The 21713-nt window shown below is 67.9% G+C and carries 22 protein-coding genes; all 22 read right to left on the bottom strand.

Annotation, left to right across the window (positions count from 1 at the left end):
- Nucleotides 1-155: 155 nt before the first annotated feature.
- The gene (locus tag Q7W51_04335; GenBank protein ID MDO8847597.1) at nt 156-569 is read right to left on the bottom strand and encodes a type II toxin-antitoxin system VapC family toxin; all 414 of its coding nucleotides are present in this window, start codon (nt 567-569) and stop codon (nt 156-158) included.
- Nucleotides 566-874, bottom strand: a complete 309-nt coding sequence (locus tag Q7W51_04330) for a ribbon-helix-helix protein, CopG family (GenBank protein ID MDO8847596.1) — start codon at nt 872-874, stop codon at nt 566-568. Before Q7W51_04330 ends, Q7W51_04335 begins: the two co-directional genes overlap by 4 nt.
- A gap of 93 nt (nt 875-967) precedes the next feature.
- Nucleotides 968-2575, bottom strand: a complete 1608-nt coding sequence (locus tag Q7W51_04325; GenBank protein ID MDO8847595.1) for a PQQ-binding-like beta-propeller repeat protein — start codon at nt 2573-2575, stop codon at nt 968-970.
- A 56-nt stretch (nt 2576-2631) separates the two neighbouring features.
- The gene (locus Q7W51_04320) at nt 2632-3768 is read right to left on the bottom strand and encodes a serine protease (protein MDO8847594.1); all 1137 of its coding nucleotides are present in this window, start codon (nt 3766-3768) and stop codon (nt 2632-2634) included.
- Nucleotides 3758-4897, bottom strand: coding sequence for a M48 family metalloprotease (locus tag Q7W51_04315; GenBank protein ID MDO8847593.1), 1140 nt, complete (start codon nt 4895-4897; stop codon nt 3758-3760). Before Q7W51_04315 ends, Q7W51_04320 begins: the two co-directional genes overlap by 11 nt.
- A 7-nt stretch (nt 4898-4904) precedes the next feature.
- Nucleotides 4905-5573: a bifunctional phosphoribosyl-AMP cyclohydrolase/phosphoribosyl-ATP diphosphatase HisIE gene (gene hisIE / locus Q7W51_04310; GenBank protein MDO8847592.1), complete on the bottom strand. Its 669-nt coding sequence runs from the start codon at nt 5571-5573 to the stop codon at nt 4905-4907.
- A gap of 45 nt (nt 5574-5618) precedes the next feature.
- On the bottom strand, nt 5619-6083 hold the full coding sequence (locus tag Q7W51_04305) for a pyridoxamine 5'-phosphate oxidase family protein (GenBank protein MDO8847591.1): 465 nt from the start codon (nt 6081-6083) through the stop codon (nt 5619-5621).
- 10 nt (nt 6084-6093) lie between these two features.
- On the bottom strand, nt 6094-6861 hold the full coding sequence (gene hisF, locus Q7W51_04300; GenBank protein ID MDO8847590.1) for an imidazole glycerol phosphate synthase subunit HisF: 768 nt from the start codon (nt 6859-6861) through the stop codon (nt 6094-6096).
- Nucleotides 6862-6868: 7 nt separating this feature from the next.
- The gene (hisA, locus tag Q7W51_04295; GenBank protein MDO8847589.1) at nt 6869-7594 is read right to left on the bottom strand and encodes a 1-(5-phosphoribosyl)-5-[(5-phosphoribosylamino)methylideneamino]imidazole-4-carboxamide isomerase; all 726 of its coding nucleotides are present in this window, start codon (nt 7592-7594) and stop codon (nt 6869-6871) included.
- Nucleotides 7591-8214 (bottom strand): imidazole glycerol phosphate synthase subunit HisH, encoded by a 624-nt coding sequence (gene hisH / locus Q7W51_04290; GenBank protein ID MDO8847588.1) that lies wholly within the window; start codon nt 8212-8214, stop codon nt 7591-7593. Before hisH ends, hisA begins: the two co-directional genes overlap by 4 nt.
- The gene (gene hisB, locus Q7W51_04285; GenBank protein ID MDO8847587.1) at nt 8211-8798 is read right to left on the bottom strand and encodes an imidazoleglycerol-phosphate dehydratase HisB; all 588 of its coding nucleotides are present in this window, start codon (nt 8796-8798) and stop codon (nt 8211-8213) included. The genes hisH and hisB overlap by 4 nt, the downstream gene beginning before the upstream one ends.
- 1 nt (nt 8799) lies before the next feature.
- Nucleotides 8800-9936: a histidinol-phosphate transaminase gene (hisC, locus tag Q7W51_04280; protein MDO8847586.1), complete on the bottom strand. Its 1137-nt coding sequence runs from the start codon at nt 9934-9936 to the stop codon at nt 8800-8802.
- Complete coding sequence (gene hisD / locus Q7W51_04275; GenBank protein MDO8847585.1) at nt 9933-11243, bottom strand: histidinol dehydrogenase; 1311 nt, start codon at nt 11241-11243, stop codon at nt 9933-9935. Before hisD ends, hisC begins: the two co-directional genes overlap by 4 nt.
- Entirely contained in the window at nt 11240-11920 is a 681-nt protein-coding gene (gene hisG, locus Q7W51_04270; GenBank protein MDO8847584.1) for an ATP phosphoribosyltransferase, read from the bottom strand. The genes hisD and hisG overlap by 4 nt, the downstream gene beginning before the upstream one ends.
- A complete protein-coding gene (gene hisZ, locus Q7W51_04265; protein ID MDO8847583.1) occupies nt 11920-13191 on the bottom strand; it encodes an ATP phosphoribosyltransferase regulatory subunit in 1272 nt (423 codons plus the stop codon). Before hisZ ends, hisG begins: the two co-directional genes overlap by 1 nt.
- 78 nt (nt 13192-13269) lie before the next feature.
- The gene (dnaE, locus tag Q7W51_04260) at nt 13270-16737 is read right to left on the bottom strand and encodes a DNA polymerase III subunit alpha (protein MDO8847582.1); all 3468 of its coding nucleotides are present in this window, start codon (nt 16735-16737) and stop codon (nt 13270-13272) included.
- Nucleotides 16738-16741: 4 nt separating this feature from the next.
- Nucleotides 16742-17059, bottom strand: a complete 318-nt coding sequence (locus Q7W51_04255; GenBank protein ID MDO8847581.1) for a YerC/YecD family TrpR-related protein — start codon at nt 17057-17059, stop codon at nt 16742-16744.
- 129 nt (nt 17060-17188) lie between these two features.
- Nucleotides 17189-17590, bottom strand: coding sequence for a type II toxin-antitoxin system VapC family toxin (locus Q7W51_04250; GenBank protein ID MDO8847580.1), 402 nt, complete (start codon nt 17588-17590; stop codon nt 17189-17191).
- The gene (locus Q7W51_04245) at nt 17587-17874 is read right to left on the bottom strand and encodes a ribbon-helix-helix protein, CopG family (GenBank protein ID MDO8847579.1); all 288 of its coding nucleotides are present in this window, start codon (nt 17872-17874) and stop codon (nt 17587-17589) included. Before Q7W51_04245 ends, Q7W51_04250 begins: the two co-directional genes overlap by 4 nt.
- A 110-nt stretch (nt 17875-17984) precedes the next feature.
- Entirely contained in the window at nt 17985-18734 is a 750-nt protein-coding gene (locus Q7W51_04240) for a fumarylacetoacetate hydrolase family protein (GenBank protein MDO8847578.1), read from the bottom strand.
- 83 nt (nt 18735-18817) lie between these two features.
- Nucleotides 18818-20050, bottom strand: coding sequence for an MFS transporter (locus Q7W51_04235; protein ID MDO8847577.1), 1233 nt, complete (start codon nt 20048-20050; stop codon nt 18818-18820).
- Nucleotides 20051-20134: 84 nt separating this feature from the next.
- Nucleotides 20135-21703, bottom strand: a complete 1569-nt coding sequence (gene cimA / locus Q7W51_04230) for a citramalate synthase (protein MDO8847576.1) — start codon at nt 21701-21703, stop codon at nt 20135-20137.
- Between the last annotated feature and the right edge of the window lie 10 nt (nt 21704-21713).

Raw genomic sequence — 21713 nt, 5'->3', positions numbered from 1 at the left:
TCCATTCCTGCCGGTCGCTCACGTCGGGTTCACACCGTCCCCGACTCTCTGGGCTTTGCTGACCGGAGTACTACTCCCCGTCACAGGCTGTGTATGCGGTTGCCGAGCACTCTAGCAGCCGAGGCGGGCACGGTGCAACCCTCCTCGGTTGGGAATCACGGCTCGTTGCCGATCAGCAGCACGCCGGGATAGGCGCCGTGTGCGCGTTCATCCGCGCTCGCAAGCGTGGCGCCCAAGAGCGACGCGCACGCCGGCGCGAGCGAGTCGTAGAACGAGCAGCCGAGGGCCGCGCACTGCGCTGCAGCCTCAACGATCACCTCATCGGACAGCGGGATGATCGTGACTCCGGATGCCTGGATACGGCGCCACGCCGGCACGACATCTCCTGCCGAGTAGTACCGACGAACCACGGAGAGCACCTCGTGCACGAAATGCGTTGGAGCCGCGAGTGCGATCTCCCCACTCACCGCTCGGCCGAGCAGCGCGAGCGCCGGCTCCTGGCTTGTCTCCGGCTTGAACCACCTCGCACCCACGGAGGCATCGAGTACGACGGTAGGACGCGAGCTCACTTCTCGTCCTCTCCGTAGCCGCGAAGCCGCGCCGAGTCATCCGTCTCGCGGATCTCGCGCAGGATCTCGAGAGAGGGCCGATCATCATGCACCGTCCGGCCCTCCGCAAACGTCCGCATTCCCTCGAGCGCCCACAGCATCCGCGCCCGCCGCGCGTCGGCCTGCCGCTCGTCTGCGGTCTTGCCGAGGTAGGTGGCGAGCGACTCCTGGACGAGCTCGCTTCGGGCCACGCCGAGCTCGCGCGCCTCGGCATCAAGGCGGCTCAAGAGGTCGTCCGGAAGTGAGACTGTCACCTTCGCGGTCATGGAGTGACTCCTTCGGTCATACCGGCGTTCGTACCGATGGTATGACCGCGTGCTGGGCGAGTCAAGGTGCGCGCGACCGCGGGCTGGTGACCCCTACGGCACCTCGGGCATCGTGACCGGCTGGTACGCCGGATCGCCAATGCAGTAGAAGTTGCCGTCCCGCGAGCCCACGTAGATGCGCCCCTGCCACACGATCGGCGTGGACTCGAAGCTGCCGGCCGCGAAGCTCGCCACTTTGGTGACGCCGACCGTCCACTGCCCGCCGGACCGATCGGTGAGCGGCACCCCGCCTTCGGCACGGTAGTCGATCTTGTAGACGTTCACGGCCGCCCCGTAGCCAGCCTGGATGATGTAGTCGTCAACCATGATCGGCGTAGAGATGGCGCCGCCCACGTTCTCCTTGAAGACGAGCTTGGGCTTAGGCACGGTGCCGCCCTGCGGGCTCGTGGCGGTGCCGTCGACCTCGTCTTGCGAAATCACGTAGAGGTTGCCGTCGATGGCCGTGAACGCCGCGAGCGCCGGGCGCGCAAGCCCCGAGCCGTACTCGTCGTTCACGCAGACCGACCCGATCACACCGCCCTGCCAGTCGGCGAACGTGCGGTTGTCCGTGGGGAAGTACCACACAGTCGCCTCGGCGGGCGGCTTGCGCGGGTCGAGCTTGAGCACGCCGCCGTTGGCCGAGATGTACTGCTTCTCAACCGCCTGCAAGATGTAGCCGTCCTCGGTGGTGACCGGCGAACCGTCGAGGTCCGAACCGATCCAGTAGTCCCAGACCACGCTCATGTCCGCCATGGATAGCCCGTACACGTCGCCTGCGCCCGAGGAGATGTAGATCGTCTCGCCGATGACCGAGGGTGAGCTTTCCAGCACCAGGTTGCCCCCGTGCCCCGACGCGTTCGAGCCGAGGAGCAGCTGCTGCGCCTTCACGACCGGCCACTTGTGGCCGCCTCGCTCCTCGGTTGTGGTGGGATCGACCGCGTAGAAGTAGCCGGTCTCCATCGCGAGGAAGAGTGTGTCGCCGATCATGATCGGGCTCGAGTCGGCGTCGCGGCTGTAGCTCTTCGACGTGGGCGAGGTCATCCGCCAGAGCTCCTCGCCCGTCTCGAAGTCCACGCAGCGGATCGGCGCGATGCTCGCGTCCCCCATCGCACGCGGGAACCCGCGCCGCGAGCCGCAGACCACGGCGAGCCTGCCCGTGTCGGGCATCCTGAAGACCGTCGGACTGCCCTTGATTACGTCGTCGAACGTGTACGCCCAGAGCTCCTTGCCGGTCTCGGCGTCGAGCTTCACCAGGTTGTGGTCGAAGCCGCCCACGATCAGGTAGAGCTTGCCGCCGTCGCGCACCAGCGCCGGCTGACCGGTCCACCCGGTACCCGCCCAGGTCACCATGCCCGCCGAACTGGCCGTGCCGCCCGTGCTGCCGCTGCCGATCGGCGTCTTCCAGATGAGCTTGAGGGTCTCCGGCACCGGCCCCTCGCCGTAGTAGCGGCGCGTCTCGTTGCCGAGGAAGGTCGCGATCTTGATACCGTCCGTGTATGGGTTGGGCCCGTCGGGCTGCGGCAGGTCGACCGTGACCGTGGGGAGGATCGAGGGAACGTCGGGGCGCGTGACCACCGCGGGAGCCGGGTCTTCGGCGGGAGCACACCCCGTGAGCGCGACCGCCACGACAACAACGGCGAGCGCAATGGATGACAGGCGCACGGGCTCCCCTCCGCGTGGATGCTGACGGCTCATTGTCGCCCGCCAGGGGTGCGGCATCAACCCTCGTACGCGCGAATAAGCGTCACGCTCGTGCCGCCGACGCGCACGCTCTCGCCGGGAGCCAGCATCGCCGTCACCACACACGCATCGCCGCAGTACATGCCCTGGCCGTCCGTGAGGTCGAGCGCTGTCACGCCGCCCGCTGCAGGAGAGAACCGCACGTGGTAGGCGGCCATGCCCTCACCGGCAAGCGGGATGTCGGCGTTCGGCGCGGTGCCCGCCACCGAGGGCAGGCGCAGGTCCAGTTGGCGCTCCTCGGCAGCCGAACTCACGCGGAAGACCGCCCGTGGCACCACGTGGCCGACAGGAGCGGCCGAGGACTCGGCGGCTGCGCGCACGGTGCGCGCGCGCCACCGTGCGCGAACAAGCGCCGCGACGATGAGCGCCACTGCCAACCCGATCGCGACGGCGATGCCGGTGGTGTTGCGGCGCTCGCCTTCCGTCGGCTCTTCGGACGCCTCGGCAGATGCTGTGCCCGTCGGGGTGTCGCGCAGCAGGACGATCTCCGGCGCCACGCGCTCGAGGAATGCGATCGCGTCGGATGCCGGCACGGCAAAGCCGACCGCGTCGACCTCGATCTCCGCCACCTTGGCCACCGTGATCCCCACCAGACGACCCTGCGCGTCGATGAGCGGCCCGCCTGAGTTGCCGGGGTTGATGGCGGCATCGGTCTGGATGAACGTGGCCCCTGCGTACGTCTGGCTCGGCGACGAGACCACGCCCTTGCTGAGGGTGACCGAGGTGAGCCCTATCGGAAAGCCGAGCGCGATCACGTCCTCGCCGAGTACGGGCGCCGCGTCGTCCCCCCACACGATCGCGGGCACGCCCGCGGGCAGGTCCACCGCCAGAAGCGCAAGATCGCGCTCGCGGTCGATGGCGAGCACCTCGTAGGTGAGGAGCGTGTCGGCGGCGATGATGTGCGTGGGCGTCCCCTGCGCGGCGTCCACCACATGCGCGACGGTGAGCACGCGGTCCTCGGCGATCACCACGCCGGTGCCGATGCGGTCGGCATACGACGTGATGGCCACCACCGAGGCCGTGGCACCGGCCACCGAGGCGGTCGCGGCGAACGCCGGCGAGACTAAGGCGAGCACGAGCAGCGCCGCGAGCATGATGCTCGCCCTACAGCGCATCGGCGTCACGCTCCCGGGCGAGCTCGTCGGCCAGGTCGAGGCGCGGCGCACGGGGCGCGGTCGGCCAGCCGGGAACGTTCGGACGCGGGATGTAGGGCGCCCCTGCGGCGCCAAGCGTCTCGCGCAGGCGCGCCACCCGGCGCATCTCGGGGTCCTGCTCGGGGGCGAAGCCGAAGCCGGCCCAGCAGAAGAAGATCTGCGAGTACGCGTCGCCCGCAGTGGGCACGTGGTTGTCGCGCTCGAGCACGTTCTCGATCGCACGCAGCATCGAGCGCGGGTCCTTGAGGAGCAGCATGCCCTCGGCATCAGCCTTCTCGGCAGCGGCCCAGGAGGCCTTGCGGTGGTACCACGCCATCAGCTCGGTCAGGACCACCGCCAGACCGTAGAGGATGAAGCCCGCCGCGCGTTGGTCCTCGGTCGCACTGCGTGGCTTGCCGCCAAGGCGCCCGTCGATGAGCGGGTCGGTCGGGTCGTACGCGAGGTCGTAGTCGCGCATCGCCCAGATCGGGCCCATGAGCGCCGAGACGGCCGTGGCCCACAGCGTGTCGAGCGTGAGCACGCGCGCGATGAGGTTGGCGAAGACCGCGCGCTGTTCGTCCACCACGATCCGCTCGACGAAGCCGCGCGTCACACCGATCCTCACGCGTGCGGCCGATCTGCCTACCACGAACGCGTTCACCTTGGGCGTGTCGATCACGTAAAGCGGCGGCGTCTTTGGCAGACCCGCAGCGATGGCCATGTCGCGCAGCATGCTCTTGGTCGGCAGCAGCGAGCCTCCCGCGGGCATGCGCGCCTCAAGACGTTCGACGAGCGAGACCTCCGAGCGGGCGAGCCTGCTGAGCGCCCACACCCATGCGATCACAACGGACGCTGCGAGTGCCACGCCGAGCGGAACGCGGAGCGCCGGGGCGAGCTCCCATGCCGTGCCGTAGACAAACAGGACAACGAGCAGCGTCACGAGCACGGCCGCTGTGAAGAGGCCGAGCGCAACCACCGACGTGAACGCCAGCATGAAGCCGAGGAACTTCCACCGATTGCGCTCAACGCGCCGCTGCAGCGGCTCGATGTGCTCCACGCGCACGCCGGAAGCGACCGCGTTGGCGAGCGTCGGCGATGGCCGCTGCGCCACGGCCGGGCTACTTCCGCCGGCTGTCGAGCTCAGATGCCAGGTCCACGAGGGTGAGTCCCTCGCGCGTCATCACCACGAGGAGGTGGTACACCAGGTCGCCGATCTCATACTGCAGGTGCTCGCGGTCACCGTCCTTGGCGGCCATGATGACCTCGCCGGACTCCTCGGCGATCTTCTTTAGGAGCGAGTCCTGCGGCCCGGCGAGCAGCTTGGCGGTGTAACTGCCTTCCGGCAGGTCGCGCTTGCGCTGTTCGAGCACGCCGAAGAGGCCGTCGAGCGACGCGCCGATGGGCGACGCGGCGGACACGGTCGGGGCAGCAGCGGGCGCGCCCTCATCGCCGAGCACGCGGTAGAAGCAGCTGTGCTCGCCGGTGTGGCACGCGCCGGGGCCGGTCTGGTCCACCGTCACGAGCAGGCAGTCGGCGTCGCAGTCGTAACGGATCTCGCGAACCGCCTGGACGTGACCGGAGCTCTCGCCCTTCTGCCAATACTTCTGGCGCGAGCGGCTCCAGAACCACGTGTAGCCAGTCACAACGGTCTTGGCGAGCGACTCGGCGTTCATGTACGCCACCATCAGCACCTCGCCGGTGCCCTCCTGCTGGATCACGGCGGGGATGAGGCCTGATGAGTCGTACGTCAGGTCGTCGATGCCGAGTGCGTCGCGCTCTGTGTCCACGAGGTACCTCCGGGTCGGGTCGTTAGACGTAGTGTAGCGGCGGACCTAGCCCTCGCGCACAGGAGGATGCCACTTGCCGTCCATACCCTCGATCACGAGCTCCATCACGCTCGTGGTTTCGAGCTTCGCATCGGGGATACCATCGCCCGTGCTGCCGTAGTGCCGCATGATCGTGTCGAGTCCCCGGCGCTTGTCTTCGGCCGAAGTCAGCAGCCGTGCCGTGCCGTAGCCGATCACGCTCGAGAAGCGCGACGTGAACCCGCACGGCCGGTCGGCGCGCACGATCTCCCCCTCGTCGGCCTCGAAGCACACGCGCGCACCCTCGGCGACGGCAGCAATGCGCCGTCCCTCACGAGCGCCGTGCACGTAGATGCGCCCGTCTGCGAAGCCGAAGTTGACCGGCACCACGTACGGGCCCTCGGCATCGCTCAGGCCGAGTCGCAGCACCTCGGCGCGGTGGAGCAGCGCCTCGCACTCCGCCTGAGGCATGCGGTGGTCCTCGCGTCGCATGGTGCGCCCCCTACAGCCGCACGGGCACGCCCGCGGCGGCCATCGCCTCTTTCACCTGGCGGATCGAGAACTCGCCGAAGTGGAAGACGCTCGCGGCGAGCACGGCATCGGCATCCGCTTCGATCACGACCTCCGCGAAATGGTCGAGCTGCCCCGCTCCGCCACTCGCGATGACCGGCACGTTCACCGTGCGGGTCACCGCACGTGTGAGATCGATGTCGAAGCCGTCCTTCGTGCCGTCGCAGTCCATGCTCGTGAGCAGCACCTCGCCGGCGCCGAGGCGCTCGGCCTCGGCCACCCACGCGATCGCGTCGAGCCCGGTGTTCGTGCGCCCGCCCGCCACAAAGACCTCCCAGCGCGCGGGCGAGCTGCCCGGAACGCGCCGCGCATCGATGGCGATCACGATGCACTGCGAGCCGTAGATGCGCGCCGTCTCGGTGATGAGCCCGGGTGATGCGACCGCCGCCGAGTTCATCGAGATCTTGTCGGCGCCGGCCGCGAGCATCGCGCGGATATCGGCGGCCGAGCGCATCCCGCCACCGACGGTGTACGGGATGAACACCTCTTCGGCGGTACGCGTGGCCACGTCGAGCATCGACGGCCGTTCCTCGTGCGTGGCGGTGATGTCGAGGAAGACGAGCTCGTCGGCGCCCTCGCGGTCGTAGACGGCCGCAAGCGCGACCGGGTCGCCCGCGTCCACGAGGTTCACGAAGTTGACGCCCTTGACCACGCGCCCCTCGTGTACGTCGAGGCACGGGATGACGCGTTTGGTGAGCATCCGGGCTTCAGATCCCCTCGGCGCGCGCGGCCTGGAGCGCTTCCATGAGCGTGAAGGCGCCCTCGTAGAGCGCCCTGCCGATGATGACTCCCTCGATCTGCGGACCGAGCATCGCGAGCTCGCGGAGGTCGGTGAGCGAGCTCACGCCACCAGAGGCGATGATCGGTATCGAGACGTGGGTGGTGAGCGCACGGTACGCGCCGAAGTTGAGGCCCACCTGCATCCCATCGCGGGCGATGTCGGTGTAGGCTACCCGCCTCACGCCGTACGACTGCAGCTCGAACACGACCTCGGCAGCATTGCGGTCGGTACCCTCGGCCCAACCCTCGACCGCCACCTTGCCGTCGCGCGCATCGACCGCCGCCACGATATCGGGATAGATCCGGCACGCCTCCCGTACGAGATCGGGGTCCTTCACGACCGAGGTGCCGAGGACCACGCGCTTCACGCCGGCCGCGAACATGCGGTCGATCGTGTCCATCGTGCGGATCCCGCCGCCCGTCTGCACGGAGATGCCGAGCGAGGCGATCTTGCTCACGATGCTGATGTTCTTGGGATCGCCCAGAACCGCACCGTCGAGGTCGACGACATGGACCCAGTCAGCCCCCGCATCCCTGAACCGTTCGGCCTGGTCGACCGGATCGTCGTTGTAGACGGTGACCGCGTCGAGGCGGCCCTGCCTCAGGCGAACGACCTTGCCGTCGAGGATGTCGATTGCCGGAAAGACGATCATCGGAGCCTCCTCGCCACAATGTTGCCGAAGTTATGAAGCAGCCCCAGACCGGCCGAAGAGGACTTCTCCGGGTGGAACTGCACTGCATATACGTTGTTCTGTTCCACAGCAGCAGCGAAATCAACACCATAGGTCGCCATCCCGATGATGCGGTCCGCGCTCGCCGGCTTCAGGTAGTACGAGTGCACGAAGTAAAATGCGGTCTGCTCGGGGATGCCCGCGAACAGCTCGCTCTCGCGCGGATACGCGACCGTGTTCCAGCCGATGTGCGGTACCTTCACGCCGCCCGGCAGCCGCTCGCACGTCCCGCCCACCACGCCGAGGCCCTCCCACTCGCCGTCCTCGAGGCCGACATCGGCCAGCAGCTGCATGCCGAGGCAGATGCCAAGGAACCCCACGCCCCCGGCGATGCGCTCTAAGATGACGTCCCTGAGCCCGCTCGCGCGCAGGTGCGCGGCAGCATCCCGAAACGCGCCCACGCCGGGCAGCACGATGCCGTCGGCAGCGGCCACGATCGTCGCATCGCCCGTGATCACCGCATCGGCCACCCCCGCGTGCTCGAAACCCTTCTGCACGCTGCGCAGGTTGCCCATGCCGTAGTCGACGATCGCGATCGTCACAGCGACCCTTTGGTGGACGGCACGCCGCTCACGCGCGGGTCGAGCGAGACCGCCTCGGCCAGCGCCCGGGCGAGCGCCTTGAACGCCGCCTCGATGATGTGGTGCGCGTTGCTGCCCGCGAAGGCGACCACGTGAATGGTGATGCCTGCGTTGGCGGCAAACGCGATCATGAACTCCTTGACCAGCGTGGTATCGAACGTGCCGATGAACTCGATCGGAGTCTCTACGTCGTAGTGGAGCTGACCGCGGCCGGAGATGTCGACCGCAGCGAGCACGAGCGCCTCGTCCATCGGTATGAACACCGAGCCGAAGCGTCGTATCCCGGCCTTGTCGCCGAGCGCGGCGGCGAAGGCAGCACCCAGACAGATGCCCACGTCCTCCACGGTGTGGTGCGCGTCCACCGCCAGATCGCCCTCGGCCTCGACCTCAAGGTCGAACCGGCCGTGACGCCCGAATGCTTCGAGCATGTGGTCGAAGAACGGCACGCCGGTGGCGATGCTCGTGGTGCCCTCGCCGTCGAGCGCGAGCGTGAGCTCGATCTCGGTCTCCGACGTCGCGCGCTCGATAGTTGCCCGCCGCGTCATCTCACTTCCCCACCTTCCCGATACGCCCCGTGGGCGACGCACTCATGCCGAAGTGCGAGGCTGCACGCTTGCTCGCCATGATGTCCTCCATAGCCGCGAGGAACCGCTCCACCTCGGCTTCTGAGCCGACCGTCACGCGCAGGCAGTCCTCGAGGCCCGGCGTGCGCGAGAAGTCGCGCACGAGCACCGAGTGATCGTGCAACAGGTCGCGCCAGACCGCCGAGGCGTGCTGCACGCGGAAGAGCACGTAGTTGGCTTCGGACGGGAAGACCTCCACGTTGTTCATCGCGCCGAGCCCGTGGACGAGCCGGTCGCGGAAGCGCAGCGTCTCGCGGATGCCCGTCTCGAAGACCACGCGCTCGCGAAAGGTGAGGGCCGCGGCCACCTGCGTGAAGCGGTTGACCGAGTACGGCTGCCGCACCTTGGTGAGTTCACGGACCACGTCCTCGTGCGCGAGCAGGTACCCCGCGCGCAGGCCCGCAAGCGAGAACGCCTTGCTGAAGGTGCGCAGGATCACGAGGTTGGGGTGGCGCTCCATGTGCGGGCGCGCCGTCTGCCGGCTGAACTCGAAATACGCCTCGTCTACGAGCACGAGCGCGTCGGTGGCGTTGAGCAGGTCGATGACCACCGTCTCGGGCACCATCGTGCCGGTCGGGTTGTTCGGGTTCGAGATCACGACGATATCCGGGTCGCGCTCGGCGACCACCTTCATGAGCGCCTCGGCGTCCACCGAGAAGTCCGCGAGACGCGGGACCTCGATCACGGCGGTCCCGGTCATGCGAGCGTCGATGCCGTACATCGAGAACGTCGGCGGCAGGTCCACGAGCGTGCGTCCGGGGCCGCCCCAGGCGAGCACGAGGTCCAAGATGAGCTCGTCGCCACCGTTGCCCACGAGCACGTTAGTGGGCTCGAGCCCGTTCGCCTCGGCGATCAGCGAGCGCAGGTGACCGCAGAGCGGGTCCGGATACCGGTTGAACTCGATGTCGTTGCGCACGCGGTCCGCCAGCTTGTCGAGAAGCTCGTGCGGCAGGTTGTGCGGATTCTCGTTCGCCGAGAGGCGCACCTCGGCGCGCACGTCCTTCGCATCGTATGCCGAGATGTCCTCGAGTTCGGGCCGCGCAGGCCTCAGGCGCTTCACGACACATCACCGTCCATGCCGAACGCGGCTGCGAGCCTGAGCGCGACCGCGCGGGCGTGCGCGTCGAGCCCCTCGGCCTCGGCGATCGTGATCACCGTGGCGCCGTCGGCCTCGAGGGCCTCGAGCGAGTAGCACAGCACCGACGACTTCTTCACGAAGTCATCCACCGAAAGCGGCCCGGAGAAGCGCGCCGTGCCGCCCGTGGGAAGCACGTGGTTCGGGCCGGCCACGTAGTCGCCTACGCTTTCCGGCGTCCACGGGCCGAGGAAGATGGCGCCTGCGTTCTGGATGGCGCCGAGCAGCTCGAGCGGGTCGGCCATCATGACCTCGAGGTGCTCCGGGGCGATCATGTTCGCGGCGTCGAGCGCCACATCCACGTCCGGACAGATGACGACCACGCCGTTGTCGGTGAGCGAGCGCTCGATCACATCGGCGCGCGGCGACATCGTCAGCAGCTCGGCGAGCGCAGCCTCAACGTCGTCGGCGAGCGTCGCGTCGGTCGTCACCAGATAGGTGGCCGCGCGCGGGTCGTGCTCGGCCTGGGCCATAAGGTCGATCGCCACGAACGCCGGCTCGGCGGTCTCGTCGGCAAGGATCAGCACCTCCGAGGGGCCGGCGAGCATATCGATGCCCACGTCGCCCATCACGAGCTTCTTCGCGGCGGTCACGTACGCGTTGCCGGGGCCGGTGATCTTGTCCACCCGCGGGATCGTGGCCGTGCCGTACGCGAGTCCTGCGACCGCCTGCGCGCCGCCGACCTTGTAGATCTCCGTGAGTCCGACCTCGGCGGCGGCCGCGAGCGTGTACGGGTTCACGCGACCGTCGGCATCCGGCGGCACGACCATCGCGATCTCGCCCACACCCGCCACGATGGCGGGGATCGCATTCATGAGCACGGATGACGGGTAGCAGGCACGCCCGCCGGGCACGTAGATGCCCACGCGCGACAGCGCGGTCACTTTCTGGCCGAGAAAGACGCCACGCTCGTCGGCGGTGAACCACGACTGCGTTACCTGCCGCTGGTGGAACTCCTCGATCGAGAACGCGGCCTCAGCGATCGCCGCGAGGAACTCCTCGCCCACCTCGGCTACCGCGAGCTCGATCTCGGCCTCGGAGACGCGCAGGTCGGTGAGCGTGGCGCGGTCGAACTGCGCCGTGTAGTCGAGGAGCGCCTCGTCGCCGCGCGCCTTCACGTCGTCGATGATGCGCTGCGCTACGCCGAGCACCTCGGCATCGATGCCGCCCGTGCGGGGCACGTCGGCAGGGGCAAGCCGCCGGCCGCGGGTGAGCTCGATCCGTCGCATCATGCTGTTCCTCCTCCGTGCGCGGCTGCTGCCGCTGCAAGCGCCTCGGCGATGCCGGTCACGCGCTCGCTGTCCGTCTTCAGGCTCACCGGGTTGGCGATGAAGCGCGCGGTCGACGAGAGCACCTCATCGACGATGCGCAGCCGATTCTCGGCAAGCGTGCGGCCGGTGGCCGTGATGTCCACGACCTGGTCGGCCAATCCGATCAGCGGCGCCAGTTCGATGTTTCCCGAAAGCTTCACCAGTTCTACCTGCAGCCCCCGTGAAGCGTAGTGCGCCTCGGTGATGCGCGGATACTTCGTGGCCACGCGGATGACGCCGAGGTGCCGGTAGATCTCGGCCACGCTGCGCGACGCACCCTCCGGCTCGGCCACCACGAAACGGCACGCGCCGAAGCCGAGGTCCACCATCTCCACCACGTCGAGAGCGGACTCGAGCAGCACGTCTTTGCCCGAGATCGCCACGTCCACGCCGCCGTAGGCCACGTAGACGGGGATGTCGGTGGGCTTGCCGATGATGTACTCGATGTCGCCGGCCGAAAGCGTGAGCTGCCGGCCAGGATCCGCAAGGCCGGTCACGTCGAGCCCGGCCGCCTCGAGAAGAGCCACCGACTCGGCGTAAAGCGCGCCTTTGGGGAGCGCCATCCGCAACCGCCGATCCTCGCCACCGCGTCGCGCCATCACCCTACCTCACCTCCGCGGGCCGCCCACGAGCGCCGGGGCGGCTCGGGCAGCACGTCGCCGAGTATGGAGGCCGGCTCGCCTGCCCGGTCGGCACGGTAGAGCATGCCACCTTCGGCGAGGAGCGCTTCGGCTGCGACGCGGGCATCGGCCTCGCGCACGAGCGCGACGCCCGTCACGCCCGGGGCAACGCGCACGCGCCATCCGGCATCACGAAGCCGCGCGGCCTGCGTGAAGACCGCGACCGCTTCCGCTCCGCCAAGCACGGCATCCAGCGGCTCAAGGCGCGGGCTCGCGTCTTGCTCGGCAAGCGCGATCATGAGCCGCTCGAGGCCGAGCGCAAAGCCCGCCGCGGGAGCGGCGTGGCCGAACGTGGACAGCACACCGTCGTAGCGGCCGCCGCCCGCGAGCGGCAGGCCGAGACCCGGCGCGTATGCCTCCACCTGAAGTCCGGTGTAGTACCCGAACGAGCGCATGATGCCGAAGTCGAGCTGCACGCGCGCGGTCTGCCCGAGGGAGTCGAGGGTCTGCCACGTCTCGCTAAGGTCGGCGAGCGCGTCTCCGCACCCGCACGCGTCCGCGAGCGCCGATGCCTTCACGAGCGCCTCGGCCCCTCCGCGGATGCGCGGCACCTCACGGAGAGCGCGCGCCACCGCCGGATCGAGGTCATCGCGCGCGGCGAGCCGGTCGAGCTCCACCAGGTTGCGGTTCTGCGCGGCTGCGATGCCCGCAGCCTTCCACTCCTCGGTCCCGCCAGCGCGCTCCAGGAGCGCGCGAAGCACCTCGGCGGTACCGATGCCCACGGTGAACTCGGAGAGGCCGGCTGCTTCGAGCGCCGCGATGAGTAGCAGCACGACTTCGGTGTCGGCCGAAGGACCGTGCGCGCCCACGAGCTCGATCCCGATCTGCGTGAATTCGCGTGCCTGGCCGCGCAGCGACGCGTGCTCCCGGAACACGGGTGCGGCGTAGCGGATGCGGTGCGGTCCGGGGACCTCGGCCAGACGCGATGCCACCACGCGTGCGATCGGCACCGTCATCTCGGGGCGAAGGGCCAGAAGCGAGCCGTCGAGGTCGAAGAAGCGGAACGCGGTCTGGTCGAGTCCGCCGCCCGCTCCTGCCTCGAGGGTGCCGAACTCCTCGGCTACCGGCGTCTCCACCGGCTCGTAGCCCCACGACGAGAACGCCGCTGCGATCGCGGCGGTCACCACCTCACGCTCGCGCGCTTCTGCGAACAACACGTCGCGGAAGCCGCGCGGGGTCACGGGCTGCACAGTAGGTCACCTCCGGGTACTTTAGCACGGTAGAGTGATGCAGAACCGCAGTATGGCAGGCCGCCGGGAACGCGTCAACTAGGCGTCCCACACGGAGTCGGCGCCAAGCAGCTCCTTGAGCTCCGCGTGCAGCCCCGCCGCTGCCGCATTCACCCTGTACTCATCCCCCAACTTAAGCTGCTTCGTACCATTCGGCGTGCGCATCTCTACCTGCACCGAGTCGCGACCCGGGTACCGCCCGAGGATCTCCTTGAACTGCACGCCGCCGCCGTTGCCGAGGAAGTCGAGGTCTGCGCGCACCATCAGCGTGCCGGGCGGACGCTCGAACTGCCCGCTCTCCGACAGCGGCTCGATCTCGTGCACGATGAGCTTGAGTCCGCGGTCCGAACGTTCGACCTTCGCACGCATCCGCACCACCATGTCGAGCCCCACGATGTCGCGGTACTTCTCGTAGACCTGCGGGAACAGCACGCCGTCCAGCGAGCCCTCGAGGTCCTCGAGTGTGAACGTCGCCATGAGCTTGCCGGCCTTGGTTGCCACCCGGTCGAACGCCGAGATGATGCCGGCGAACCAACCGCTCATGCCGTCGCGGAACTCGTCGGTGGCGCCAAACGACATGGTGCGCGCCGCGGCGATGACCGCGGCGATCTCGCGCAGCGGATGGTCCGAGACGTAGATGCCGAGCATCTCCTTCTCGAACTTGAGCTTGATGCCCTTGTCCCATTCGTCCCCGTCCGGCGGCGGGACCTCATCGGCGAGCCCGTGTTCCTCGGCGGCGAAGAAGTCGAACATCGACGTCTGGCCGGAGTCCGCGTCTTTCTGCTTCTTTACGGCCGAGTCCACGGCCGAGTCCATCATCGAGATCAGATGCTTGCGGGTGTAGCCGGTGGAGTCGAATGCGCCTGCCTTGATGAGCGCCTCGAGCGTCTTCTTGTTCGCCTGCCGCATATCCACGCGATTGCAGAAGTCCTGGAGCGATGTGAAGTGGCCGCTCGCCTTGCGCTCGGCGACGATCGTCTCGACGACGCCCTCACCCACGTTGCGGATACCCGCAAGGCCGAAGCGGATCGCACCCTCCACGGCGGTGAAGTCTTTGCCCGAGGAGTTCACATCGGGCGGCAGGACCTTCATGCCGGCCTGATTGCAGGCCGCGATGTACTTGACGATGGTCTCGCTCTTGCCCGTGTAACTGGTGAGCACGGCGGCCATGTACTCGAGCAGGTAGTGCGCCTTGAGGTACGCCGTCTGGTACGAGACGAGCCCGTACGCTGCGGCGTGGCTCTTGTTGAACGCATACTCGCCGAACTTGCGCATGTCGGACCACACGCGCTCGGCCACCTTGAGGTCGTAGCCGCGCTCGCTCGCGCCGGCCATGAACTCAGGCTCGAGTGCGTCGACGATCTCCATCTTCTTCTTGCCCATGCCTTTGCGGAGCTTGTCCGCCTTGGCGGCCGTGAACCCGCCCATCTCCATCGCGATGCGCATGGCCTGCTCCTGGTACACGATCAGGCCGTACGTCTCCTCGAGGATGTGCTTGATGCGGTCGTCGTAGTAAGCGATGCGCGTCTTGCCGTGCTTGCGCGCGATGAAGTCGGGGATCGAGTCCATCGGACCGGGGCGGAAGAGCGCGACCACGGCCACCAGGTCGGCAAAGCACGTGGGCTTGAGGTCGCGCAGAACGCGCTTCATGCCGGCGGATTCCACCTGGAACACGCCGTCGGAGTCGGCGCGCTGCAACAGCGCCCACGTCTTCTTGTCGTCCATCGGGATGGCGTCCAGATCGATCACCACACCGTGGTGGTCCTCGATCGCCCGCACGGCCTTGGCGAGCACGGTGAGTGTGCGCAGGCCGAGGAAGTCCATCTTGAGCAGCCCGAGGTCGGCGATCACGGATCCCTCGTACTGCGTGATGACCGAGCCGCCTTTGGTGTCGAGCTTCACCGGGGTGTAGTAGTGCAGCGGGTCGCGGCAGATCACAACGGCCGCCGCATGGATGCCCTCACCACGCACCACGTTTTCGAGCGAGAGCGCCGCGTCGATGATGCGCTTCGTGTCTGCGTCACCCTGGTAGGCGTCGCGCAGCTCGGCGTTGTCGCGAAGCGCGATTGTAAGGTCCGAGATGTCCTTGCCGTCATCGGGCTTGCGGTCGATGCGCTCGGGCACGAGCTTGGCGACCTTGTCGGGGATCGAATACGGGTAGCCGAGCACCCGCCCGGCGTCGCGGATCGCGGCGCGCGACTTCATCGTGGAGTACGTGACCACCTGCGCCACTCGGTCGGCGCCGTACTTCTGCCGCACGTACTCGATGACCTCGAGCCGACGCTCGTCGTCGAAGTCGATGTCGATGTCCGGCATCTCCATGCGCTCCGGGTTCAAGAAGCGCTCGAACAGAAGCCCGTGCTCGAGCGGGTCGAGGTTCGTGATGCCGAGTGCGTAGCTGATGATCGAGCCTGCCGCCGAACCACGGCCCGGCCCCACGCCGATGCCGTTGTCCTTCGCCCACTTCACGAAGTCGGCGACGATCAGGAAGTACGCCGAAAGCCCCTTGCCGGTGATGACCTCAAGCTCGGTCTCCACCCGCTCGAGCGCCCCGGGTGGAATCGGAGCGCCGTAGCGACGCTCGAGCCCGCGCATGCACTCGGCGCGAAGGAAGTCGGGCTCCTCAGAACCGTCCTCCGGCTCGAACCTCGGCAGGATGATCCGGTCGAACTCGAGCTCGATATCGCAGTCACGGGCGATGGCCGCCGTGTTCGCGAGCGCCTCCGGATACTCGGACAGCGCGGAGGTCATCTCATCGGCGCTCTTGAGGTAGAACTGGTCGGAGCTGAAGCGCATCCGGCTCAGGTCGTCGATCGTCGAGCCGGTGCCCACGCACAGCAGCAGGTCCTGCGCCTTCGCGTCTTCGGCCATCACGTAGTGGATGTCGTTGGTGCCCACCAGCCCGATGCCCATCTCGGCGCCCATGCGCGCGATCTCGGCCGAGAGCTGCCTCTGGGTCACCCCGTTGTCGGCGACGATCCCCTGCTCCTGGATCTCGAGGTAGAAGTCCTCGCCGAAGATGCGCTCGTACGTCTCGGCCCAGCGGTGCGCGGCGGCAAGGTCGCCCTGCTCGATCGATTTGCTCACGATGCCGCTCATACACGCCGAGGTGCAGACGAGGCCCTCGTGGTACTGCTCCAAGAGCTCGAGGTCCACCCGGGGTTTGTAGTAGAAGCCGTGCGTGGAGGCCTCGCTCACGATCGCCATCAGATTGCGGTAGCCCGTCTCGTTCTTCGCGAGCAGCAGAAGGTGGTAGAGCGCCTGCTTGCCCTCGCGCTTGAGCCGCGACTCGGGCGTGAAGTACGCCTCGCAACCGATGATCGGCTTGATCCCCGCCTTCTTCGCCGACCGGTAGAACTCAACCGCACCGTACATGGCGCCGTGGTCGGTGAGCGCGAGCGTGTCCTGACCCACCTCGGCGGCACGCTTCACGAGCCGCGAGATGCGCGCGTGCCCGTCGAGCAGCGAGTACTCCGAATGCGTGTGCAGGTGGACGAAACCGGACATGATGTTACGCGTCGCCACCTTTGGCGGGCTCGAGCGGGCCGAGGTGGTCGAGCACGATGCGGTAGCCCTCGGCGCCGTAGTTGAGGCTGCGGTTCACGCGGCTGATGGTCGTGGACGACGCGCCGGTGACCTGCTGGATGTGCGTGTAGTGTTCGCCCGCGTCGAGCATCCGCGCCACCTCGAGACGCTGGGCGAGGTCCTTGATCTCCCGGATCGTCGCTACATCCTGCAAGAACGCGTAGCGCTCGTCGTCGGTCTCAAGCGCCCCGAATGCCGCGAGCAGCGCATCCACGTCGGGGGTTCGTAGACGGTCGGAAGACATCGGTCGAGGACTCCCCCTTCGCATGAGCCGGGACGCAAGATGGTGTACCCATACTAGCACCGGGGCCCGACATGATGGGGTGCGGATGGGCCGAGAGGTGGCCCTTTCCGATGGGCGGTCGGCGGTGCCTCAGCCGATGAGGCGAACACCCGCAACGCGAGCGTGCGCGCGCTTGTCGGCCGAGACGAGCGGGCACCCCAGCCGTGCCGCGAGCGCCGGTGCCGCGGCGTCGTAGAGTGTGCAGCCGAGGCTGCTTGCGACCTCAAGCGTATCGGCCAGGAGCGCTTCGTCGGAGCTGGCCACCAGCACTCCTGCTGCTGAAAGGCCCTCCCACAGCGCACGCGCCTCGGCGATGCCGAAGAGCCGGCGTGCGACGTCCAGCACCTCGAAGGGGAACACGGCGGGCACCACCAGGCGCGTCGAGCCCTCACCGAGCTGTGAGATGAGACCGCGCGCCGCGGCGGAGCCGGCCTCATCTTTGAACCACTTGACCCCCACCGACGCATCCAAGACGAGCGTCTCCTCGTTCACCGCACGGCCTCGTCGTCGAGGGGGCCACGCGCCTCACGGAGGATGTCCAGTACCGGGCGCCCATCGGCGGGCACGCGACCGCGCAGCTCGTCGAGCATGGCTAGCACCTCGCGTGCGGCGGACCGCTTGCGCACGACCTCGCGCGCAGCCTCCCGATCGCTCACGTACAGCGCCGCCGCCTCACGCACGACATGGCTGCGCGAGACGCCCTCTTCGGCAGACAGACGGTCGATCTCACTCACGAGGCTTGCCGGCAACGAGATTGTGATCTTCTCGACCGCCATGGTCATACCTCCCATTCATACCGAATGGTATGGTACGCCGATCGACGGTACGCCGCAACAACGCCTTCGGGAATCGCACGGCCACGCGCAGCGCTTTGTCTGCGCACCGGCTACACGATGTGGTTGATGAGGCTCCCGATGCCCTCGATGCGCACCTCGACGGTGTCGCCCGCGTAGACCGGCCCGATGCCACCGGGGGTTCCGGTGAGCACCACATCGCCGGGCAGCAGGGTCATCACGTGGCTCACGAAGCTCACGAGCTCGAACGGGTCGAAGATCATGTCCGAGGTGCGCGCGTGCTGCCGCTGCTCGCCGTTCACGTACGTCTCGAGCAGCAAGTCGAGCGGATCGGCGTCCGTCTCGACCCACGGTCCGAGCGGGCAGAACGTGTCGAAGCCCTTCGCGCGCGTCCACTGGCCATCGCGCTTCTGGAGCACGCGATTGGTGATGTCGTTCGCACAGGCGAAGCCGAGGACGTGCGTCGCGGCCTCCGCCGGCGAAACGCACCTCGTGCGCCTACCGAGTATCACCGCGAGCTCGCCCTCGTAGTCCACGCAGTCGAAGCCGGCCGGGATATGCACCTCGGCACCGTGGCCGATCACCGAGGTGGGCGGCTTGAGGAAGATGACCGGCTCGTCAGGAATCGCGTGCCCCATCTCGGCGGCATGGGTGCGGTAGTTGATGCCGGCGCAGACGACCTTGGTGGGCACCGCCGGGGCGAGCAGCTGCGCGTGCGGCAGCGCCACGATCCCCTCGGTCTCCCACGCAGCGAACGGCTCGTCGGAGATCAGCGTGACCATGCTTTCATCGGCAAGGCCGTAGCGCACGTCTTCATCGTGGAAGATGCGAACGACGCGCACGGTGTCTCCTCTCGCCGATAGTGGTGCCCTGCATCGGATTTCCACTGCGGCAGCGGGAATCCTGCACGCCGAATCGACGAGTCTCAGGCAGATTCAGGCGCAGGCTCCACCGGCACGACGCCGTTCGCCCGACGCGTGCGATCGAGCGCGGTTGCTGTACCCATGCTGCCGAGCGCAGCGATCGCCACGAGGATGCCACCTCCGATGAGCGTCTGCTGGATGCCGATGGTCGCCGCAAGCGCAGGGACGAACGCGAGCGGCAGCAGCTCGCCCGCGCTTCTGTGCCACTGCGCCGTGCCGATGATGCGGCCCACGTACTCGTGCGGCGAGTCGAGATGCATGAGCGTCCGCAGGAGCGGTTCCTCGGCGCCGATGATGAATCCCCAGATGAGAGCGCCCACGGCGATGAACATGAGGTCGGTCGAGCCCACGTAGAGTATCGAGCCCAGGCCGGCAAGCGCTGTCATGATCGCCAGACCCCGCGCGGTCACCAGCTTCCTCGGGAGGCGCGGCAGCATAGCGGCACCCGCCGCGAGGCCCACGCCGAAGACGGTGTTCATCCATCCCAGCCACTCGACACCCACGCCCACCACGTCGCGGTAGAACAGCGACTCGAGCGCCTGGAAGCCGCCGAAGCCGAACCACACGGCCGAGCCGAGCAGGATGTAGTAGCGCAGCGAGCGCGTCGTGTACGCCATCTTGAGACCGTCGGTGAAGTCGGCCCAGGCGTTACCCGAGACATGCTCGCGCGGAGTCTCGTCGATGCGCGTGAAGTACGCCACCACGGCAGCGACCGCCGAGGCCACGGCCATGACCCAGAAGACCGAGCGCATGCCGAACGCGTTCGAGATGAGCGCGCCCACGGCCGGACCCATGACGAAACCGATGGAGCTGCCGCCCTCGATGTACGCGTTCGCCCGCTCGAGCTCTTCCCTGCCCTCGGTGATGTACGGCGCGAAGGATGCGCCTGCCGTCCACGTGGGGATGCCGAAGAGCGAGAAGAGCGCCGAGCCCACGATGAACAGCGGGAACGTCGGCGCAACCATCATCCAGAGCACCGGAGCGATGCACAGGATCTCGGCCCAGATCATGACCTTGCGTGGCCCGAACCGGTCGATGAGCACGCCTGCGCCGAGCGAGCCGGCGATCGCAGCCGCCCCGTTGATCGCCGACATGATCGCGAGTTGCTTGGGAGTGCTCTCGAAGATGTAGGCGGCCGTGCCCATGGTCCCGATGAACCAGACAGCCGTGCCTCCGAGGCGGGAGATGAATCGCGCGGCCACGACCAGCGCGAGGTTTCGATTGGAGCGAATCACGAACGGAACACCTTCTTGCATCGAGTGTGCAGGCGCTCGAGCGCCGAAGCAGCAGTGTATACGAACTTGGAGCCGGAATATACGCTAGTGCGGCGTTTTCGGGTGCGAAAGGCCGAAGTCGATCGAGTCGACGAGCGCCTCCCACGACGCCTCGATGATGTTCTCCGAGACGCCCACCGTGCCCCAGCTCTTCTCGCCGTCGCCCGACTCGATGAGCACGCGCGTGACCGCGCCGGTGCCCTTCTTCTCGTCGAGCACGCGCACCTTGAAGTCCGTGAGCTCGATGTCGTCGAGCGCCGGATACCGCCGGCCGATCGCGAGACGCAGTGCGCCGTCGAGCGCGTTCACGGGACCGTTGCCTTCGGCGGTGGCGATCATGCGCTGGCCGCCCACATGGATCTTCACCGTGGCCTCGGTCATCACACGCCCGTCCTCGCGCTTCTCCATCAGGCAGCGGAAGCTCTCGAGCGTGAAGAACGGCTCGTACGTGCCGAGCTCCTTCTTGAGCATGACTTCGAGCGAGGCGTCGGCCGTCTCGAACGAGTAGCCCTTGTGCTCAAGGTCCTTGATGCCGTCCAGCACGCGCGCCACGGTGGCCTGGTCGCCGGCAAGGTCGATGCCGAGTTCGGCGGCCTTCATCGTGAGCGACGCCCTACCTGCGAGCTCGCTCACCACCACGCGCGCGAGGTTGCCCACGCGCGCCGGGTCGATGTGCTCGTACGCCTCGGGCAGCCGCGCGGCTGCGCTCGCGTGCACGCCGCCCTTGTGCGCGAACGCGCTCGCGCCCACGTACGGCTGATGCGGGTTCGGCGCCACGTTCGCGGTCTCGGAGATGAAGTGCGACACCTCGGTCAGCAGGCGCAGTTGGTCGGCCGAGATGCAGTCGTCGTCCATCTTGAGCACCAGACCCGCGATGATCGAGATGAGGTCGGCGTTCCCGGCGCGCTCACCGTAGCCGTTGGCGGTAGCCTGCACGTGCGTGCAGCCGGCTTCCACCGCCACGAGCGAGTTCGCGACCGCACACGCACCGTCGTTGTGAGCGTGGATGCCGAGCGAGACTCCCGGAAGCACCGCGGAGACCTCGGCTATGACCCGCGCGACCGCATGCGGCAACGTGCCGCCGTTGGTGTCGCACAGCACCACGGCATCGGCGCCCGCAGCGGCGGCCTCGCGGCATACCTCGAGCGCGTAGGCGGCATTCGCAGCATACCCGTCAAAGAAGTGCTCCGCGTCGAAGAACACGGTCCGCCCGGCAGCCTTGAGATGCGCCACGCTCTCGCGCACCATCCGCAGATTCTCGTCGAGCGTGGCGTTGAGCGCCTCGGTCACGTGCAGGTCCCACGACTTGCCGAAGATGCAGAGCGCCTCGCAGCCGGTCTCCAGCAGCGTGCGCAGCCCCTCGTCGTCGGCAGCGGGCACGCCCTTGCGGCAGGTGGTGCCGAAGGCGGTGATGGTGGCGGTGTTGAGCTTGAGCGACTTGGCGCGCTCGAAGAACTCGATGTCTTTGGGGTTCGAGCCCGGGAACCCGCCCTCGATGTAGTGCACGCCGAGGTCGTCGAGACGCGCTGCGATGCGCAGCTTATCGTCGACGGAGAGCGACATCCCTTCTCGCTGGGTGCCGTCGCGGAGCGTGGTGTCATAGAGGGTGACCATGAGAAACGGT

The organism is Coriobacteriia bacterium (genome assembly GCA_030652115.1).
Taxonomy (GTDB): Bacteria; Actinomycetota; Coriobacteriia; order Anaerosomatales; family Anaerosomataceae; genus UBA6100.
The sequence above is the reverse complement of the archived record's forward strand: the minus strand, read 5'-3'. Positions and strand labels throughout refer to the sequence as shown.